Genomic DNA, 17,208 nt, shown 5'->3' on the forward strand with positions numbered 1-17,208 from the left:
GTGCTCTCTTCGCGTCCGGGCAGGTTAGCGGACGGCGGTGCGGCGGGGCAGGTGCCCCACCGCACCGGGCGTCATTCCGCCGCCCGTTCGGCCAGCCCCGCGCGCACGTCCTCGCCGTCGCTCTCCGCGGCGAACGTCTCGAGCGCCTGCCTGGCCTTCTTGCTGAGCTTCTGCGGCACGGCCACCTGCACGGTCACGAGCAGGTCGCCGGTCGCGGTGGCGGTCCGCGCGCCGCGGCCCTTGACCCGCAGCGCCCGGCCCGACGGCGTCCCCGCCGGCACCTTCAGGCGCACGGTCGCGCCGTCGAGGGTCGGTACCTCCAGAGTGGTGCCGAGGGTCGCCTCCGTGAACGTGACGGGCACGCTCATCCGGAGGTCGACGCCGTCGAGGGTCCAGACCGGGTGGGGCGCCACGTGCACGGTGACGACCAGGTCGCCCGCCGGGCCGCCGTTGACGCCGGGCCTGCCCTTGCCGCGCAGGCGGATCTTCTTCCCGTCGTTGATGCCAGGAGGGATCCGGGCCGTGATGGTGCGGCCGTTGACCTCCAGGTCCGCCGTCGTACCCTCCACCGCCGCCCGGAAGGGCAGGGTGACCTGCGCGACGACGTCGGCGCCGGCGCTCGGTGCCGTGAACCCGGTCGGGCCGGCCGAACCGTACCCGGCGCTGCCGAACATGGAGCCGAGGATGTCCTCGAAGCCCGCGCCGCCGCTCTGCGGGTAGCGGACCCGTGGTCCGCCGCCCCGGCGGGAACCCTGGCCGCCGAACATGGCACCCATGATGTCCTCGAACCCGCCGGCTCCCGCGCCGCCCGGACCGGCGGAGAACCGGGCGCCACCCGCCATGGCGCGCACGGCGTCGTACTGGCGGCGCTGCTCCGGGTCGGACAGCACCGCGTACGCCTCGCCGATCTCCTTGAACTTGGACTCGGCGGCCGCGTTCCCCTGGTTCTGGTCGGGGTGGTACTGGCGCGCGAGCTTGCGGTAGGCCTTCTTGATGGCCGCGTCGTCGGCGTCCTTCGGAACGCCCAGCACGGCGTAGAAGTCCTTCTCCATCCAGTCCTGACCGGTCATGGCACCTCCTTCCGCACTGTGCCCTCGACGGCAGGGCCCGCCCGGGTGGGGCGGACCCGGCCATCGAGAACGCGACTACTCCGGTCCGACGACGCCCACACGGGCGGCCCGGACCACCTTCTCGCCGATCTTGTACCCGGGCTCCACCACGAGGTTCACCGTGGTGGCCGTCGCGTCGGCGTCGGCCGAGTGCATGAGCGCCTCGTGCAGCGTCGGGTCGAACTCCTCCCCGACCTTGCCGAACCGCTCGACACCGAACTTCTGCAGGCTCTGGTCGAGCTTCTCCGCGATCGCCGCCATGGGGCCGCTCAGCTCGCCGTGCTGCTTCGCGCGCTCGACGTCGTCGAGCACGGGCAGCAGCGCCGCCAGCACGTCCTGCACACCCCGGTCCCGCGCGGCCTCCTGGTCGCGCAGCGCCCGGTTGCGGTAGTTCGTGAAGCTGGCCCGCTCGCGCTGCAGCGCGTCCAGGTGCTCCGCGGCCTCGGCCTTCGCCTTGAGGACCTCCGCGGCCTCCGCCGCGTCACCGGAGGGCTCGAAGTCGAGGCCTTCGAGCGGGTCGCCGGAGGCGTCCTGCGGTGCGGGGGTCTCGGCGGGCTCGCCCTCGGAAGCCTCGGGCGCCCCGGGAGAAGGCTGGTCCGCGGGCGCGGGCTCCTCCGCCGAGGCAGGCTCCTCCGCCGGCGCGGGCTCCGTGGGCCGGCTCCGCTCGCCGGAGTTGTTCACCCGGCGCTTGTCCGTGAACTGGAAGGGGTGCTCCCCCGAGCCCTCCGGCTCGGGGGAACCCTGCTGGTTCTCTTCGGTCACTTGCGCTCGTCCTCGTCGTCCACGATCTCGGCGTCGACGACGTCCTCGTCCCGAGCGGACTGCGCGTTCGCCGTCTGCTGGCCGCCCGCGGCCGGCTGCTCCGCGGACTGCTGCTCGGCCGAGTACAGTGCCTCGCCGATCTTCTGGGAGGACGCACCGAGCTTCTCGTACGAGGCCTTCACGGCGTCGGCGTCCTCGCCCTCCAGGGCGGCCTTCACCGCGGCGATGTCCGCCTCGACCTCGGTGACGACCTCGGCCGGGAGCTTGTCGCGGTTGTCCGCGATCTGCTTCTCCATGGAGTACGCGAAGGCCTCGGCCTGGTTGCGGGTGTCCGCCTCCTCGCGCCGCTTCTTGTCCTCCTCCGCGTGCGCCTCGGCGTCCTTGACCATGCGGTCGATGTCCTCCTTGGGGAGGGCCGAGCCGCCGGTGATCTTCATCGACTGCTCCATGCCCGTGCCGCGGTCCTTGGCGGACACGTGCACGATGCCGTTGGCGTCGATGTCGAACGTGACCTCGATCTGCGGCACGCCGCGCGGGGCCGGCGCGATACCGGTGAGCTCGAAGACACCCAGCGGCTTGTTGTCGCGCGTGAACTCGCGCTCGCCCTGGAACACCTGGATCGCCACCGACGGCTGGTTGTCGTCGGCCGTGGAGAAGACCTCGCTGCGCTTGGTCGGGATGGCCGTGTTGCGCTCGATGAGCTTGGTCATCACGCCGCCCTTGGTCTCGATGCCGAGGGACAGCGGGGTGACGTCGATCAGCAGCACGTCCTTGCGGTCACCGGAGATGACGCCGGCCTGCAGCACGGCGCCGACGGCGACGACCTCGTCCGGGTTCACGCCCTTGTTGGGCTCGCGGCCGCCGGTGAGCTCCTTGACCACCTCGGTCACGGCGGGCATGCGGGTGGAGCCGCCCACGAGCACGACGTGGTCGATGTCCGACACCGAGATGCCCGCGTCGCGGATCACCGCGTGGAACGGCGCCTTGGTGCGGTCGATGAGGTCCTGCGTCATCTGCTGGAACTGAGCGCGTGTGAGCTTCTCGTCCAGGTGGATGGGGCCGTTCTCGCTCATCGACAGGTACTGCATCGAGATGTTGGTGCTCGTCGCGGACGAGAGCTCCTTCTTGGCCTGCTCGGCCGCCTCGCGAAGACGCTGCAGGGCGATCTTGTCCTTCGACAGGTCCACGCCCGAGGAGTTCTTCACCTGCTTGATCAGGTGCTCCACGATGCGCTGGTCCCAGTCGTCACCACCAAGGCGGTTGTCGCCGGAGGTCGCGCGCACCTGGATGGTCGAGAAGTCGTCCTCGTCCTTGCCCACCTCGAGCAGGGACACGTCGAACGTGCCGCCACCGAGGTCGAAGACCAGGATGAGCTCGTCCTCCTTGCCCTTGTCCAGGCCGTAGGCGAGCGCGGCAGCGGTGGGCTCGTTGACGATGCGCTTGACGTCGAGGCCGGCGATCTGGCCGGCGTCCTTGGTCGCCTGGCGCTCTGCGTCGTTGAAGTACGCGGGGACCGTGATCACGGCCTCGGTGACGGGCTCGCCCAGGTACTCCTCGGCGTCGCGCTTGAGCTTGCCCAGGATGCGGGCGGAGATCTCCTGCGGCGTGTACTTCTTGCCGTCGATGTCCTGGGTCCAGTCGGTGCCCATGTGGCGCTTGACCGAGGAGATGGTGCGGTCCACGTTGGTGACCGCCTGACGCTTGGCGACCTCACCCACCAGGACCTCGCCGGTCTTGGAGAACGCGACCACCGACGGGGTGGTCCGCGAGCCCTCCGCGTTGGCGATGACGGTGGGCTCGCCACCCTCGAGGACTGCGACCACCGAGTTGGTGGTGCCGAGGTCGATACCTACTGCGCGTGCCATGTTGGCTGCCTTCCTTCGACAGATTGAGTCTGCTGCACTCAACTTAAGCCTGGGGCGGTCGGGAAGCAAACCGACGGGCGCGAAGTTGAGTCTGCCTCACTCAACCCCGGGAGAGGCCGGAAAGTTCCCGGCGGGCCGCACGCCGCTGTCGGACCGCCCTGAGCAGGGCGGACGCCCTGCCCGAACCACGCGGGACTAGGGTGGCGACATGCCCTTCGCGACCCCCCTCACGGCCGACGTCACGCTGCGCGAGCTGACCAAGGACGACGCGGCGGCCCTCGCCCAGGCCTATGTCCGCAACCGCGAGCACCTGGCCCCGTGGGACCCCGAGCGGCCCGAGGAGTTCTACACCGAGGAGTGGCACAGGGAGCGCCTGTGGGCGCAGGTCATGGAGAACTCGACCGGCCGCGCCCTGTACACGGTGCTGGAGTCGGACGGCGAGATCGTCGGCCGGCTCAACCTCACCGACATCGTGCACGGCGCCTTCGAGAACGGGCACCTCGGCTACTGGCTCGACGCGCGGTTCACCGGGCGGGGCCTGATGACCAAGGCCATCGAGGCGCTGGCGGCCCACGCGCGGGACGTGCTGGGGCTGCACCGCCTGCAGGCCGCGACGCTGCCGCACAACGAGGCGTCGCAGGCGGTGCTGACCCGGATCGGCTTCGAGCGGATCGGCTTCGCGCCCAGCTACCTCAAGATCGCCGGGGAGTGGCAGGACCACGTCATGTTTCAGCTCATCCTGCACGGCTGACCCTACTTCGCGCCTGTCAACAGGCGCGATGCCCTGACCTGCGGTACACAAGGGTGCACGACCGAGGCCACGGGGGTGGGGCGTCGGACGAGTACCTCGCGGGCCTGCCCGCGGGGGCCTGATGCCCGGGGACCCGGGCCCCGACCGGGGGGAGACCACCATGGCAAGCATCCACGGGAGCTCGTTGTCGATCGCGCTCCTGACAGCTCTGCTCGATCCCGAAGAAGACGGCCTCAGATCACCTCACGTCCAGGAGCTGCTGCAGGAAGCGCTCGAGACGCGGGAGGACGCGCGCGACGTGATCGTCGCGCTGCTCGCCTCGTCCGGCTCGATGCTGCGGCAGATCAGCTACCACAACGAGCAGGAGCCGCTCGAGTCCCTGCAGAAGGTGGCCCTGGGCTTCCAGCGCAAGGTGGTTCAGCTGCCCGGCTGAGTCACCGCGCCGCCACCGACTCGGCGTCCCGCAGCACGCGCAGCACGTTCCCGCTGGTCAGCTTGCCCAGGTCGGCGTCGGACCAGCCGATGTCCGCGAGCGCCGCGAGCAGGCGGGGATAGCCCGTCACGTCCTCCAGCCCTTCGGGCAGCGTCGGCGTGCCGTCGTAGTCCCCGCCGAGGCCCACGTGGTCGATGCCTGCCACCTCGCGGACGTGCTCGACGTGCGCGACGACGTCGGACAGCGTGGTGCGCGGCTGCGGGTGCGCGGCCTGCCACCGTTCGACGAACGGCTCGAACGCGCCGATGTCGGTGCTCCTGATGCCCTCGGCCACTGCGGCCCGGGCACCCTCGGCGCGCCACTCGGCGACGGCGGGCGAGACGAACTGCGGCACGAACGTGACCATGCAGACGCCGCCGTTGGCCGCGAGGGTGCCCAGGACGTCGTCCGGCACGTTGCGCGGGACGTCGCAGACGGCGCGGGCGCTGGAGTGGCTGAAGATCACCGGGGCCTGCGTGACGCGCAGGGCGTGGCGCATGGTGCCGGCGGAGGTGTGCGAGAGGTCCACGAGCATGCCGAGGCGGTTCATCTCGCGCACCACGTCCTCGCCGAACGGGGAGAGGCCGCCCAGCACCTCCTCGTCGGTGCCGGAGTCGGCCCACGGGACGTTGTCGTTGTGGGTGAGCGTCATGTAGCGCACGCCCAGTGCGTAGAGCATGCGGAGCACGGCCAGGGACTCGTCGATGGAGTGGCCGCCTTCCGCGCCCATGAGTGAGGCGATCCGCCCCTGGGACCACGCCCGCTCGACGTCGGCGGCGGTCAGGGCGAGCTGGAGCGCGTCGGGGTAGCGCTCGACCAGCCGGTGCACGCAGTCGATCTGTTCGAGCGTGGCCGTGACGGCGCCGCCGCCCTGGAGCCGGCTGGGCACGTACACCGACCAGAACTGGGCCCCGACGCCGCCCTCGCGCAACCGCGGCAGGTCGGTGTGGGTGGTGGTGAGGCGCTGGGCGATGTCGACGGCGTCGAGGTCGTAGGACGACTGCTCGCGCAGCTCCCACGGGAGGTCGTTGTGGCCGTCCCAGACGGGGTGCTTCTTGAGGAGTGCGGCGATGCGGTCGGGCGTGTTCATGCGGGCGACGCTATCGCGCCGTCCGGATCCTGCTCAGCCGCTCGCGGACCTCGTAGATCGTGAGCGTCTCGCCCGCGAACCGGACGAGCCGGGACGTCCGGGCGTCGACGTACTCCAGGTCGCCGGACTCGCTGGCGACCGTGGTGTACCCGGCCCGCGCCTCCTTCGCCTGTCGCGCGGCGGCCGAGCTGTCGAGCACTCCCCCAGCGGCCACCCCGACGACGGCTACCGCGCAGGGCAGGAGCCCCCACACCCAGAGCTTCGGGTCGACGGCGAGCAGGACGCCGGCCGCGACGGCGGCGGCCATCCCGACCACCGTGCAGACGAGCGACTGCCGCGACAGGGTGGCCTCGGACCGGCCGGGGAGCTGCCCGCGCCGGATGTCCGGGTGCCATTCGCCGGTCACAGCGCCTCCAGGTCCGGACGTCATCGGGATGGACTGCGGCGGTCCCGCCGCGCAGGCCCCATGGTGACAGGACCGGCGCGGCGGGACCGCCGCGGAGAGGTGGGTGGTGTCAGCCCACGCGCCGCCAGATGCAGTTGGCGGTCTCGAAGCCCTTCGCGCTCGACGGCAGCGTGATGGTCTTCGGTTCGGGCGCGGTGCCGGACGTCACCAGGTTGGCGCCGCCCGCCAGGCCGGTGAACTCATCACCGATGATCGCGTAGTAGCAGCTCCCGCCGTCGTCGTCCGCGGGGCCGGTCGTCACGTAGGTACCGCGCTGGAGCTGGTCGCCGAGCATGTACACGCCGTTGGCCGCCGTGCGCAGCTTCGCCTCGCCCATGCCCGAGTAGTACTTGGTCCAGGAACCGCAGTTGTCGGACCAGAAGTAGTAGTCGGTGGACTTGACGGTGGCGATCCGCTGGCCGTAGCCGAAGTCCCGCCCCAGGATTTTCGTCTCGGTCCCGCGCTCCCAGCTGCAGTACCGCGATCCGGCAGCGGCCACGTACGTGCCGGCAGGCACGCTCTTGGCGCCCACGAGGTATCCGCCGTTCGCTGGGATCGCCGTGGCCGGCTTGCCGACGGCGGCCGTGGGGCTGCTGGTGCGCGAGACGATGGCGTACCCGGACTTGCGGGCGGTCACGGTCGCCACGATCGTCTTGCCGTAGTCGCTGCCCTTGAGCCGGTAGGTCTTGCCGGTCGCGCCGCTGATCGCGACGCCGGAGGCGTACCAGCGGTACGACAGCGAGGCCGACGGGCTCCACGTCCCCGCCTGCGCGGTGAGCAGGGAGCCGACCCGCGGGGTGCCACTGATCGTGGGGTGCGGCATCCTCTCGAACGCCTTGCCGACCGTGTAGCCCATCGACTCGACCGACTTGGCGGTGATCCCGGGACGCTCGCCCTTCACGGTGACGGTGAGCACGCGGCCCGCGTACGACGACGGGATCCGGTAGGTGGAACCGGTAGCACCGCTGATCACCCGGCCGTCGACCTTCCAGGTGTACGTGGTGGTGCTGCGGGCGGGGACCCACTGGGGCACGGCCGCCGTGACCGTCTGGCCCGGCGCCGGAGTGCCGGTGATCCGGGGGTACCGGGCGTCGAACGTCCCGTAGCCCACGGTCACGGGGCCGCTGGTGCGGGACTCGGAGGTGTAGCCGGCGCGCGTGCCCGTGAGGGTGACGGTGAGCTGCTTGCCGCGGTGCACGCTCGTGGGCACGAAGGTGAAGCCGGTGGCACCGGAGATCGGGGTACCGTCCGCGTACCACTGGTAGGTGAAGGTCGTGCCGGAGGTCCAGTTGCCGGACCTCGCCTGGAGCGTGGTGCCGACGCGCGCCGCCGGACTGATGGTCGGCTCGCTCGACTGCAGGTTACCGACCTCGATCGGCTCGGTCGGCTCGCTGGTCACGGCCGTCGGGATGTAGCCGTCGGCCGAGCCGACGGCGGTCACGGTGAGGCGAGCGCCGGCGTCCGCCGGCTGCAGGACGTAGGTGGCGCGGTTGGCGCCCGAGATCATCTTGCCGTCACGACGCCACTGGTAGGTGAAGGTGGCGACCGGGTCCCAGACCGGCAGCGGCTCGACGATCGCGACGCCGTCCACCTGGAAGATGCCCGCGACCTCCGGCGCCGGCGTGCTGGTGAACCGCTGCCCCTGCGCCACCCGGTACGCCGAGAGCACGTCGAGCTTGCCCTCGCCCCATACGTTGTTGTCGTCGGCGGTGCCACCGCACGACGTGTCGTTGACGTCCCGCGCGGAGCCGTCCAGGATCGCGCGCGTCGCCGGCACGTTGCCGAGCAGCTCCGGCACGGCGTCCCACAGGAGGGCGACGGCGCCCGCGACGTGCGGCGCGGCCATCGATGTGCCGGACCACTGCTCGTAGCCGCCGCCGGGCACCGCAGACCGCACCGTGCTGCCGGGCGCGGCGATGTCGGGCTTCACGGTGCCGCTCTGACCAGGGCCGCGCGAGGAGTAGGGCGCGATCGTGCCCGACGGCGTGAACGCGCCCACCGAGTAGGACGCCTGGCGCGAACCGGGGCTGCCCGACGACTCGCAGCCGAACTCGCCGTCGTTCCCGTTGGACCAGGTGCTGAACATGCCCGCCGCCTCCCAGGCGGCGATGACGTCCTCCATGAACGGGTCGGTCGAGAAGGACAGGCCCCACGAGTTGTTCACGACGTGCGGGCGCTGGGCAGGGTCGGGATCCGTGCCGTCGCGTCGGGTCGGCGCCAGGAGCCACTGGCCGGACGCGACCAGCGCGGCGTCGGCGCACGTGTCCGCGCAGCCGTTCGTCGCGATCCACTGCGCCCCTGGGGCCACGCCGATGTTCATCTCGCCGTCGTCCGTGCCCACCATGGTGCCCATGGTGTGGGTGCCGTGCCCGTCGTCGTCGCGCGGGCCGGCCGCGCCGGTCCCCGCCGCGTCGAACCAGTTGTAGTTGCTGCCCGACGTCGCGCCACGGTACTGCGCGGACAGCGCCGGGTGCGTGCGGCTCACGCCCGTGTCCAGCCCCGCCACGACGATGCCCTCACCCGTGAACCCAAGATTCCACATGCCGTCGGCGCGGATGGCCTCGATGCCGTACGTGGAGCTCGCCGCCGCGTTCGGCACGGCGCCCTCGGTCGTCTCCGGCTCCTCCAGCGCGTGCCGCGTGGTCGGTCGCACCTCCAGCACCTGGGCGTCCGCCGCGAGGTCCGTGGCCAGGTCGAGCGACCCGTCCTCGACCAGGATCGCGTTGGTGGCCCAGTACGAGGTGTACTCCGTCCCCGACTCCTCCAGGGCGGCGATCGCCTGCTCCTGCGAGGCCTCGGCCGCCGCGCGCAGCGTCTCGTACACGTACTCGCCGCGCTCGGACCAGCTCGTGATCCCGCCCGCCGCCGACAGGTCCGTCTCGCCGGCGAACCGCAGCCAGAAGTCGGTGTCGCCCTGGGCATTGAAGGCCCGCGCGGCGGCGGGGGTGATCTTGTCCGCCGGGTCGACGGCGCGGCGCAGCGCGGCCGTCGCCGGGCCATCAGACCGGACGGCGCCGGGCGGGGTGTTGGGGGCGGCGTCCGGCGCGGCGGTGGCCGTGCCGGGTACCGCGAGGAGCGCCAGGGCCGTGGCGGAGGCCACCGTCCTGACACGACGAAGGGTGCGACGATGCATGGTTTCTCCAGACTGGCGGCCCTCGTGAACGGGGCCATGCCGAGGCCTGCCTGAGCAGGGGTTCGCCGCGACGCTAGCGTGTGCCACCAGCCCGAATACCTGAAATGTACAGAATTCACCCGGGTGATTACGGGCCGGCCGACGGCGTCAGCGCCGCCCGCGCAGCCGGTCGATCTCGCGCCGCTCCCGCTTGGTGGGCCGCCCCGTCCCGCGGTCGCGCAGCCCCACGGCCTCCCGCTCGACCCGCGTGGGCAGGGCGGGGCTGTGGTCCACGTACGCCGTGGCGGCGATCGGGGCGCCCACCCGCTTGGGCAGCAGCTCGACCACCTCGACGACCCGGTCGCGCAGCGGGTCACGCCACGTCACCCGGTCGCCCACGGCGACGGACGACGACGCCTTGGCGACCTTGCCGTTGATGCGGACCCTGCCGCTGCGGCACAGCTCCGCCGCGACCGACCTGCTCTTGGTCAGCCGCACCGCCCACAGCCAGACGTCGATGCGCATCGGCCCATCCTCGCACCACGGCGCCTGCGGCCCCAGAAAACGGACGACACGACCTGGGAGCCGCGCCCAATGGGTCAGGGCGCGGCTCCCAGGCGGGTCCGGGTCAGTCGGCGGAGACCTTGACCCACCGCTCGTCCGTTGTGGTCACCTCGTGCACCTCGCCCGTGACCGTCACGACCTCGCGGGCCGCCGGCGGACCGACCGCCACGACGGCATGCGGCTCGTCCAGGTCGGCGATGCCCTCCGCCACGACCCTGATAACGCTGTCACCGGCGTGCGCGCCGACCCACACCTCGACGTCGCCGGGCTCGACGACCCGCACCATCCGGCGGTCGGTGAACGCGAACCGCGTGGTCGGCACGTCGAAGGCGACGGTCACCGACTCCCCCGGCGCCAGCGTGACCCGGTGGTAGCCGAGGAGCTGCGCGGTGGGCCGCGCCACCGAGCCAACGACGTCGTGCCCGTAGAGCTGCACGACGTCGGACCCGGCCACCCCGCCCGTGTTCGTCACCCGCACGACGGCGCCGAAGGTGCCGCCCGCCTCGACCGACGGGTCGACGGCGACCAGCTCCCGCGCGAACGTCGTGTACGACAGGCCGAACCCGAAGGCGCGCACCGGCGTCGAGTCGGTGGACGTCACCTCCGACGCGCCGCCGAGGATCGGGTGCAGGTAGGAGTAGGGCTGCGCGCCCGCCGACCGCGGGAGCGACACGGGCAGGCGCCCGGACGGGTTCACGCGGCCCGAGATGACGCCGGCCAGCGCCGTGCCGCCCTCCTCGCCCGGGAAGAACGCCTGGAGCACCGCCCCGGGCTTGCGCACGCCGTCCGATCCGACGGCCGGGTCGAGCGCCCAGCCGATCGCGTACGGGCGGCCGGTGAGCAGCACCATCACGACGGGCTTGCCCACGGCGAGCACCGCCTCGACGAGCTCCCGCTGCACGCCGGGCAGGTCGAGCGACTCGCTGTCGTTGCCCTCGCCCACGGTGCCCCGGCCGAACAGCCCGGCCTGGTCGCCCACCACGACGACCGCGACGTCGGCGGCCCGGGCCGCTTCGACCGCCTCGGCGAAGCCGGACGTGTCGTCGCCCTCGACCTCGCACCCCCGCGCGAACGTGAGCTCGGGCGCGGGCAGGCCCGCGCGGCCGAACTCGCCGGTCAGCGCCTCGGCGACGGACGGGATCTCGAACCCGGTCGGCACCTCCGGGTGGTGCGCGAGCACGTGGTTCGCGAACGAGTAGCAGCCCATCAGCGCCTCGGGCCGGTCGGCGTTCGGCCCGATCACGGCGACCCGCGCCGGCTTGTCGTGCCACGAGCCGAGCGGCAGCACGCCGTCGTTGGAGAGCAGCACCACCGACTCCTCGGCGAGGCGCCGGGCGACGTCGCGGTGCGCGGGCGAGTCCAGGTCGACGACGGCGGGCGGCGCGTCCTCGTACACGCCGGGCTCCAGGAGGCCCAGCTCTTCCTTCTGCGCCAGCGCGCGCAGCACGGCCCGGTCAACGAGCTCGACGGGCACGGTGCCGTCCGTGACGAGCGCAGCGAGCGGTTCGAGGTACGCGTCACCGGACGGCAGCTCGACGTCGACCCCCGCCTCCAGGGCCGCCGCGGCGGCGGCGCCCCGGTCGGCGGCGATCGCGTGCATGACGTTCAGGAAGGCGACGCCGAAGTAGTCGGCGACCACGACGCCGTCGAACCCCCACGTCTCGCGGAGCAGGTCCGTGAGGTACTCGGCCGACGAGTGCATCGGCACGCCGTCGACGTCGTTGTACGAGGCCATGACGGAGCGCACCCCGCCGTCGAGCACCGCCATCTCGAAGGGTGGCAGGTAGACGTCGGCGATCTCGCGCGGCCCCGCGCTCACCGGGGCGTGGTTGCGCCCGGACTTGGACCCGGAGTAGGCCACGAAGTGCTTGAGCGTGGCGTGCACGCCGGCCCCCTGCAGCCCGCGGACGTACGCGGTGCCGACGGTGCCGACCACGTACGGGTCCTCGGCGATGCACTCGTCGACGCGCCCCCACCGGGGGTCGCGGACGACGTCGAGCACCGGCGCGAGCCCCTGGTGGATCCCCAGCTCCCGCATCGACTCCCCGATGAGCCGGCCCATCTCCTCGACCAGCTCCGGGTCGAACGACGCACCCCACGCGAGCGGCGTCGGGAAGGTCGCCGCCTGCCAGGCCGCCAGGCCCGTGAGGCACTCCTCGTGGACCAGCGCGGGGATGCCGAGGCGCGTCTCGCGCTTCAGCCTCCGCTGCTCTTCCCAGAGCCACGCCGCACGCCCGGCCGGGTCCACCGGACGCGTGCCGTACACCCGCGTGTAGTGCCCCAGGCCGTGCCTGGTGATCTCCGGGAGCGCGCCGGTGCCCTGCCCGGCGGCCATCTCGCCCTGCATGGGTGCCACGACGTTGCCGCCCTGGTCCAGCCAGTACCCGACAAGCTGTGCCAGCTTCTCCTCGAGGGTCATCTGTGCGTGCAGCTCACGCACCCGCTCCGACACCTCGGGCATCGCCCGAAGCGCCACCGGCAGCTCCGTCATCGATTTCCTTTCCCAGCCTGCTTGTATGGCACTGCGTGAAACATGGCCCTCAGCCCTTGACGGCTCCGGTGAGGCCGCCGACGATACGGCGCTCGAACAACGAGAAGAAGATCAGCGCCGGGATCATCGACAGCGAGGTGAACGCAAGGACCCGCGCCGTGTCGACCGAGTACTGGGAGGCGAACGCCTGGACACCCAGCGGCAGCGTGTACGACATCTCGTCGTTCAGGATGAACAGCGGCAGCATGTACGAGTTCCACGACGCGACGAACGCGAGGATGCCGACCGTGATGACGCCGGGCAGCGACAGCGGCACGACCATCCGGAAGAAGAACCCGAGCCGGCCCGCGCCGTCGATGGCGGCGGCCTCCTCGATCTCCTTCGGGATGGCCCGCAGGAACGGCACCAGGATGATGATCGTGGTCGGGAGCGCGAACGCGATCTGCGGCAGGACGATGCCCCCGAGCGTGTTCACCAGGCCGAGGTCGCGGATCAGGATGTACAGCGGGGTGATCGCCACCGTCATGGGGAACATCAGACCCGCGGCGAACAGCGAGTACATCGCCCCGTTGAGGCGGAAGTCGTACCGCGCGAGCACGAAGCTCACCATGAGCCCGAGCGCCACCACGCCGACGGTGGTGAGGATGCCCGCGATCGCGGAGTTGCCGACCTGGCGCCAGAACACCTCGCTCGCGAGCACGCCGAGGTAGTTGTCGACCACCCACGGGCTCGGCAGGCCGGACGGGTCGGCGGTGATCTGCGCGTTCGTCCGGAACCCGCCCACGATGATGTACAGCACGGGGGCTATGCAGACCCCGACGAAGAGGAAGGCGACGACGTAGGTCATCGGGCTTCCCCAGGCGATCCGCGGCGTCCGGCGGAGCTGGCGTCCGGCGGTCGACGGGGCTTCGAGCAGCGTCGCCATCAGTTCTTCCCTTCCGTGAGCGCACCCGCGGTGTCCCGGCGCAGCACGTAGCGCTGGTAGACCAGCGCGATGACGAGCGAGATCAGGAACAGCACGACGGCCACCGCGTTGCCGTAGCCGTAGTTCCCGGCCAGCCGCCCGTTCAGGACCATGTAGGTGGCCATCGTCGAGGTACCTGCCGTCGCGGAGACGTACTGGCCCCAGATGATGTAGACGAGGTCGAAGAGCTGCAGCGAGCCGATGATCGACAGGAACGCCCAGATGCGGATCGTCGGCCCGAGCAGCGGCAGCGTGATGCGGCGCTGGATCTGCCAGTACGAGGCGCCGTCGATCGCCGCGGCCTCGAAGAGCTCCTCTGGGATGCTCTGCAGGCCGGCCAGGAACAGGATCACGGCGAAGCCGATGTACTTCCAGCTGATGATGATCATCAGCGACCACAGGGCGATCGAGGGGTCGGACAGCCAGTCGACGGCGAGGAAGCCGAGGCCCATCTTCTCGAGCAGGTCGTTGACCGCGCCGGCGCTCTGGAGCATGAGGCTCCAGCCCGTGCCGACGATCACCTCCGAGATCACGTACGGCACGAAGATCAGGACCCGGATGATCGACCGCCCGCGGATGTTCTGGTTCAGCAGGAGCGCGAGCACCACGGCCGCAGGCCCCTGAAGCACGAGGGAGAGCACGACGATGAACCCGTTGTGCAGGAGTGCCTCGTGGAAGGCGGTGTCACGGAAGATCGTGAGGTAGTTCTCCAGACCGACGAACTCCGTCGGCGGTCCGAAGCCCTTCCACTTGAAGAACCCGTAGTACGCGGCGAGCACCACGGGAAGGATGACGAACGCGACGAACACGACGATGGCGGGACCCGAGAGCAGCGTGATCTCGAAGGTCTTGCGCCAGTCGGTCCTGCGGCCCCGCCGCGGCCGGCGGTCCGGGGACGGCGTCTGCACGCCGCCCCCGGCCGCCGGAGGACCCTCAGGCGAGGTCGTCACGGTTGCTGAGTTCTCGCCCAGGGAGTGAGTCATCTGAGCCGTTACTCCATCGCGGCCGCGGCGTTGACGGCGTCCACGATGCTCTGCGGGTCACCGTTGCCCGCCAGCATGTCGACGACGCCGCCGTTGAGCGCGTTGCCCACGTTCTGGCCGTACAGGGTGTCCAGCCAGACCGACACGTACGGGGCCTCGTTGTAGGCCTCGAGGACGGACTGCAGCGCGGGGTCGGTCACCACGCCCTGCGCCTCCTTGCTCGCGGGCAGGGTCACGAACGCCTCTGCGTACGCCTCCTGGTGCTCCTTCTGCATGAAGAAGTTCAGGAACTCTGCGCACTCCGGCGGTGCCTCGACGTAGCAGGAGTAGCCGTCGACGCCGCCCATGAACGCGGCCGGGTCACCCTCGCCGCCGTCGGTGGCGGGGAACGGGAACCAGCCGAGGTCGGCCAGCGGCTGCTGGTCCGGGGTCAGCGAGGCGATCACGCCCGGGTCCCACGCACCCATGAGCTCCATGGCGGCCTTGTGGTTCGCGATGAGACCGGCGGAGGAGCCTGCGCCCTGCTGCGCCGAGGTCGTGAGGTAGCCCTCGTTGAACGGCTCGGTCTCGGCGAGCGCCTGCAGGTCCTCGCCGGCGCGCAGCCAGCACTCGTCGTCGAAGCTGCGGGACTCGGCGGCCGCCTCCAGCGTCTCCTGCGAGCACTCGCGCAGCGCGAAGAAGTAGAACCAGTGCGCGGCCGGCCAGGCGTCCTTGGCGCCGAGCGCGATCGGGGCGATGTCGTTGGCCTTGAGCTCCGACACCACGTCGTTGAGCTCGCCGATGGTGGTGGGCGTCTCCGTGATGCCGGCCTCCTCGAAGAGGTCCTGGCTGTAGTAGATGCCGCCGGGCAGCACCGAGGTCGGCATCCCGTAGATCGCGCCGTCCACGGTGAAGGCGCTGAAGCCTGCCTCGCCGACGGCGGTCATCGTGGCGTCGTCGATCGTGTCGGTGAGGTCCATGACCTGGCCGGCCTCGACGACGTCGGCCAGCTTGCCGCCGCCGCGCGCCATGAAGATGTCGGGCGCGTCGCCCGAGTTCAGGGCGGTCTGCAGCTTGCCGTCCATGTCCTCGTTCTGGATGGACTGGACCTCGATGGTCACGCCCGGGTTGGCCTCCTCGAAGGCCGCGACCGTGTCCTCCCAGTACGCCTTGCCCGGGCCGGTGGTCGAGTTGTGCCAGAAGGTCATGGTGACGTCGCCGTCACCGCCTCCTTCGCTGCCGCCCGAACAGCCCGCGGCCAGCAAGGCAACGGTGGCACCCAGGGCAACTGCGCCCGCGGCCCGCGTCTTCCTCATCATTGTGGAACCCCTTGTAGGTCATCATCGACGGTCGGCAGGAGCCTGCCGGAACGGACCACGGGTCCGTCACTCAGGAGCGTGACAGGACGGTCATGGTCAAGTCAAACGGTTTCGATATCGATTTCGAAACGGATCGGCTCACCAGACACATGACGTTGCCCCGATGTACTGTCTCTTCCGTGCAGAGTGGGACAGCCTCGCCCGGATCCGCCGCCGGACCGGGCGACAGCGTGGCGAACGGTGCGGCGACGCCGCCGCCGTCCGCCATGCCGGAGCGCGCGAGCGGCCGCGCCACCATCACCGACGTCGCTCGGGTCGCCGGCGTGTCCGTCGCGACCGTGTCCAAGGTGGTCAACGGCCGGTACGGCGTGGCACCGGCCACCGCGGAGCGCGTGCTCGGCGTGGTCGAGGACCTCGGGTACGAGTCGTCCCTCGTCGCGCGCAGCCTGCGCCGCAGGCAGACCAACGTGATCGGCGTGCTCGTGGCCGAGTTCGAGCCGTTCAGCACGGAGCTGCTCAAGGGCATCTCCGCCGCCGTCCGCGACACGGGCTACGAGCTGCTCGCCTACTGCGGCGACGCGGGCCGCGCGGACCACGTGGGCTGGGAGCGCCGCTCCCTGTCCCGCCTCGCCGGCACGCTGATCGACGGCGTCGTCATCGTCACGCCAACGCTCGCCCTCCCGGTGCACGAGGGCGTCCCGATCGTCGCCATCGACCCGCACACCGGGCCGACGGGCCCGGCCACCGTGGACTCCGACAACCTCGGCGGCGCACGCGCCGCCACGGAGCACCTGATCGGCCTGGGCCACACGCGGATCGGCTACCTGGGCGGACGCGCCGACCTCGAGTCGGCCCGCCTGCGCGAGCTGGGCTTCTTCGAGGCGATGCGGGCGGCGGGCCTCACCCCGGACCCGAGCCTGGTGCTGGAAGGCGGCTACCGCCCGGACCGCTCCGACCGCCCCACGCACGACCTCCTGGAGCGCCCCGACCGGCCGACGGCGGTCTTCGCCGCGAACGACCTCTCCGCCATCCACGTCCTCCAGGTGGCCCAGGAGCTGGGCCTGCGCGTCCCGGAGGACCTCTCGGTCATCGGGTTCGACAACATCCCGGAGGCCGCCGCGTCGACACCGCCGCTGACCACCATCGCGCAGTCCCTGCACGAGATGGGCGCTGAGGCGCTCCGGATGGTCATGGCGATGCTCGAGTCCGGCCCCTCGGCCGGCCGGCACACCCGCCTGCCCACCCGCCTGGTGGAGCGCGCGAGCACGGCTCCCCCGCCCGCCGCGTAAATTGCCTCGCCGC

At 71.4% G+C, this 17,208-nt stretch carries 14 protein-coding genes; 3 read left to right on the forward strand and 11 right to left on the reverse strand.

Annotated features, from left to right (window positions below):
- Positions 1–71: 71 nt before the first annotated feature.
- From AC0QU1_RS24905 to dnaK, 3 genes are all read right to left on the reverse strand, one after another.
- Entirely contained in the window at positions 72–1,070 is a 999-nt protein-coding gene (locus tag AC0QU1_RS24905; protein WP_483573273.1) for a DnaJ C-terminal domain-containing protein, read from the reverse strand.
- Positions 1,071–1,145: 75 nt separating this feature from the next.
- Positions 1,146–1,871, reverse strand: coding sequence for a nucleotide exchange factor GrpE (gene grpE / locus AC0QU1_RS24910; protein WP_483573275.1), 726 nt, complete (start codon positions 1,869–1,871; stop codon positions 1,146–1,148).
- Entirely contained in the window at positions 1,868–3,736 is a 1,869-nt protein-coding gene (gene dnaK, locus AC0QU1_RS24915) for a molecular chaperone DnaK (RefSeq protein ID WP_483573277.1), read from the reverse strand. Before dnaK ends, grpE begins: the two co-directional genes overlap by 4 nt.
- 208 nt (positions 3,737–3,944) lie before the next feature.
- Between dnaK and AC0QU1_RS24920 the strand changes: the two genes are divergently transcribed.
- Positions 3,945–4,487 (forward strand): GNAT family N-acetyltransferase, encoded by a 543-nt coding sequence (locus AC0QU1_RS24920; RefSeq protein WP_483573278.1) that lies wholly within the window; start codon positions 3,945–3,947, stop codon positions 4,485–4,487.
- Positions 4,488–4,647: 160 nt separating this feature from the next.
- Positions 4,648–4,920: a hypothetical protein gene (locus AC0QU1_RS24925; RefSeq protein ID WP_454860451.1), complete on the forward strand. Its 273-nt coding sequence runs from the start codon at positions 4,648–4,650 to the stop codon at positions 4,918–4,920.
- A 1-nt stretch (position 4,921) separates the two neighbouring features.
- On the opposite strand, the gene AC0QU1_RS24930 is transcribed toward AC0QU1_RS24925, so the two are convergent.
- The 8 genes from AC0QU1_RS24930 to AC0QU1_RS24965 form a co-directional block, all read right to left on the reverse strand.
- Positions 4,922–6,049, reverse strand: coding sequence for a dipeptidase (locus tag AC0QU1_RS24930; RefSeq protein ID WP_483573279.1), 1,128 nt, complete (start codon positions 6,047–6,049; stop codon positions 4,922–4,924).
- A 10-nt stretch (positions 6,050–6,059) separates the two neighbouring features.
- Positions 6,060–6,455, reverse strand: a complete 396-nt coding sequence (locus AC0QU1_RS24935) for a hypothetical protein (RefSeq protein WP_483573280.1) — start codon at positions 6,453–6,455, stop codon at positions 6,060–6,062.
- A 109-nt stretch (positions 6,456–6,564) separates the two neighbouring features.
- Positions 6,565–9,594 carry a S8 family serine peptidase gene (locus tag AC0QU1_RS24940; protein ID WP_483573282.1) on the reverse strand — a complete coding sequence of 1,010 codons (3,030 nt, stop codon included), beginning with the start codon at positions 9,592–9,594 and terminating at the stop codon, positions 6,565–6,567.
- Between the two features lie 180 nt (positions 9,595–9,774).
- Positions 9,775–10,131 carry an RNA-binding S4 domain-containing protein gene (locus tag AC0QU1_RS24945; protein WP_483573284.1) on the reverse strand — a complete coding sequence of 119 codons (357 nt, stop codon included), beginning with the start codon at positions 10,129–10,131 and terminating at the stop codon, positions 9,775–9,777.
- Between the two features lie 103 nt (positions 10,132–10,234).
- Positions 10,235–12,661: a beta-xylosidase/alpha-l-arabinosidase gene (locus AC0QU1_RS24950; RefSeq protein WP_483573286.1), complete on the reverse strand. Its 2,427-nt coding sequence runs from the start codon at positions 12,659–12,661 to the stop codon at positions 10,235–10,237.
- 49 nt (positions 12,662–12,710) lie between these two features.
- Positions 12,711–13,586, reverse strand: a complete 876-nt coding sequence (locus AC0QU1_RS24955; RefSeq protein WP_483573288.1) for a carbohydrate ABC transporter permease — start codon at positions 13,584–13,586, stop codon at positions 12,711–12,713.
- Positions 13,586–14,608, reverse strand: coding sequence for a carbohydrate ABC transporter permease (locus tag AC0QU1_RS24960; protein WP_483573290.1), 1,023 nt, complete (start codon positions 14,606–14,608; stop codon positions 13,586–13,588). Before AC0QU1_RS24960 ends, AC0QU1_RS24955 begins: the two co-directional genes overlap by 1 nt.
- 8 nt (positions 14,609–14,616) lie before the next feature.
- Entirely contained in the window at positions 14,617–15,903 is a 1,287-nt protein-coding gene (locus tag AC0QU1_RS24965) for an extracellular solute-binding protein (RefSeq protein ID WP_483576808.1), read from the reverse strand.
- Positions 15,904–16,085: 182 nt separating this feature from the next.
- Between AC0QU1_RS24965 and AC0QU1_RS24970 the strand changes: the two genes are divergently transcribed.
- Positions 16,086–17,195, forward strand: coding sequence for a LacI family DNA-binding transcriptional regulator (locus AC0QU1_RS24970; protein ID WP_483573292.1), 1,110 nt, complete (start codon positions 16,086–16,088; stop codon positions 17,193–17,195).
- Positions 17,196–17,208: the final 13 nt, after the last annotated feature.

The organism is Promicromonospora noduliphila, assembly GCF_056951025.1.

Bases quoted from the DNA above. Each gene is read 5' to 3' on its own strand.
- AC0QU1_RS24905 (WP_483573273.1), bottom strand. From the start codon at position 1,070: ATGACCGGTCAGGACTGGATGGAGAAGGACTTCTACGCCGTGCTGGGC.
- dnaK (WP_483573277.1), bottom strand. From the start codon at position 3,736: ATGGCACGCGCAGTAGGTATCGACCTCGGCACCACCAACTCGGTGGTC.
- AC0QU1_RS24920 (WP_483573278.1), top strand. From the start codon at position 3,945: ATGCCCTTCGCGACCCCCCTCACGGCCGACGTCACGCTGCGCGAGCTG.
- AC0QU1_RS24925 (WP_454860451.1), top strand. From the start codon at position 4,648: ATGGCAAGCATCCACGGGAGCTCGTTGTCGATCGCGCTCCTGACAGCT.
- AC0QU1_RS24930 (WP_483573279.1), bottom strand. From the start codon at position 6,049: ATGAACACGCCCGACCGCATCGCCGCACTCCTCAAGAAGCACCCCGTC.
- AC0QU1_RS24945 (WP_483573284.1), bottom strand. From the start codon at position 10,131: ATGCGCATCGACGTCTGGCTGTGGGCGGTGCGGCTGACCAAGAGCAGG.
- AC0QU1_RS24950 (WP_483573286.1), bottom strand. From the start codon at position 12,661: ATGACGGAGCTGCCGGTGGCGCTTCGGGCGATGCCCGAGGTGTCGGAG.
- AC0QU1_RS24955 (WP_483573288.1), bottom strand. From the start codon at position 13,586: ATGGCGACGCTGCTCGAAGCCCCGTCGACCGCCGGACGCCAGCTCCGC.
- AC0QU1_RS24960 (WP_483573290.1), bottom strand. From the start codon at position 14,608: ATGACTCACTCCCTGGGCGAGAACTCAGCAACCGTGACGACCTCGCCT.
- AC0QU1_RS24965 (WP_483576808.1), bottom strand. From the start codon at position 15,903: ATGAGGAAGACGCGGGCCGCGGGCGCAGTTGCCCTGGGTGCCACCGTT.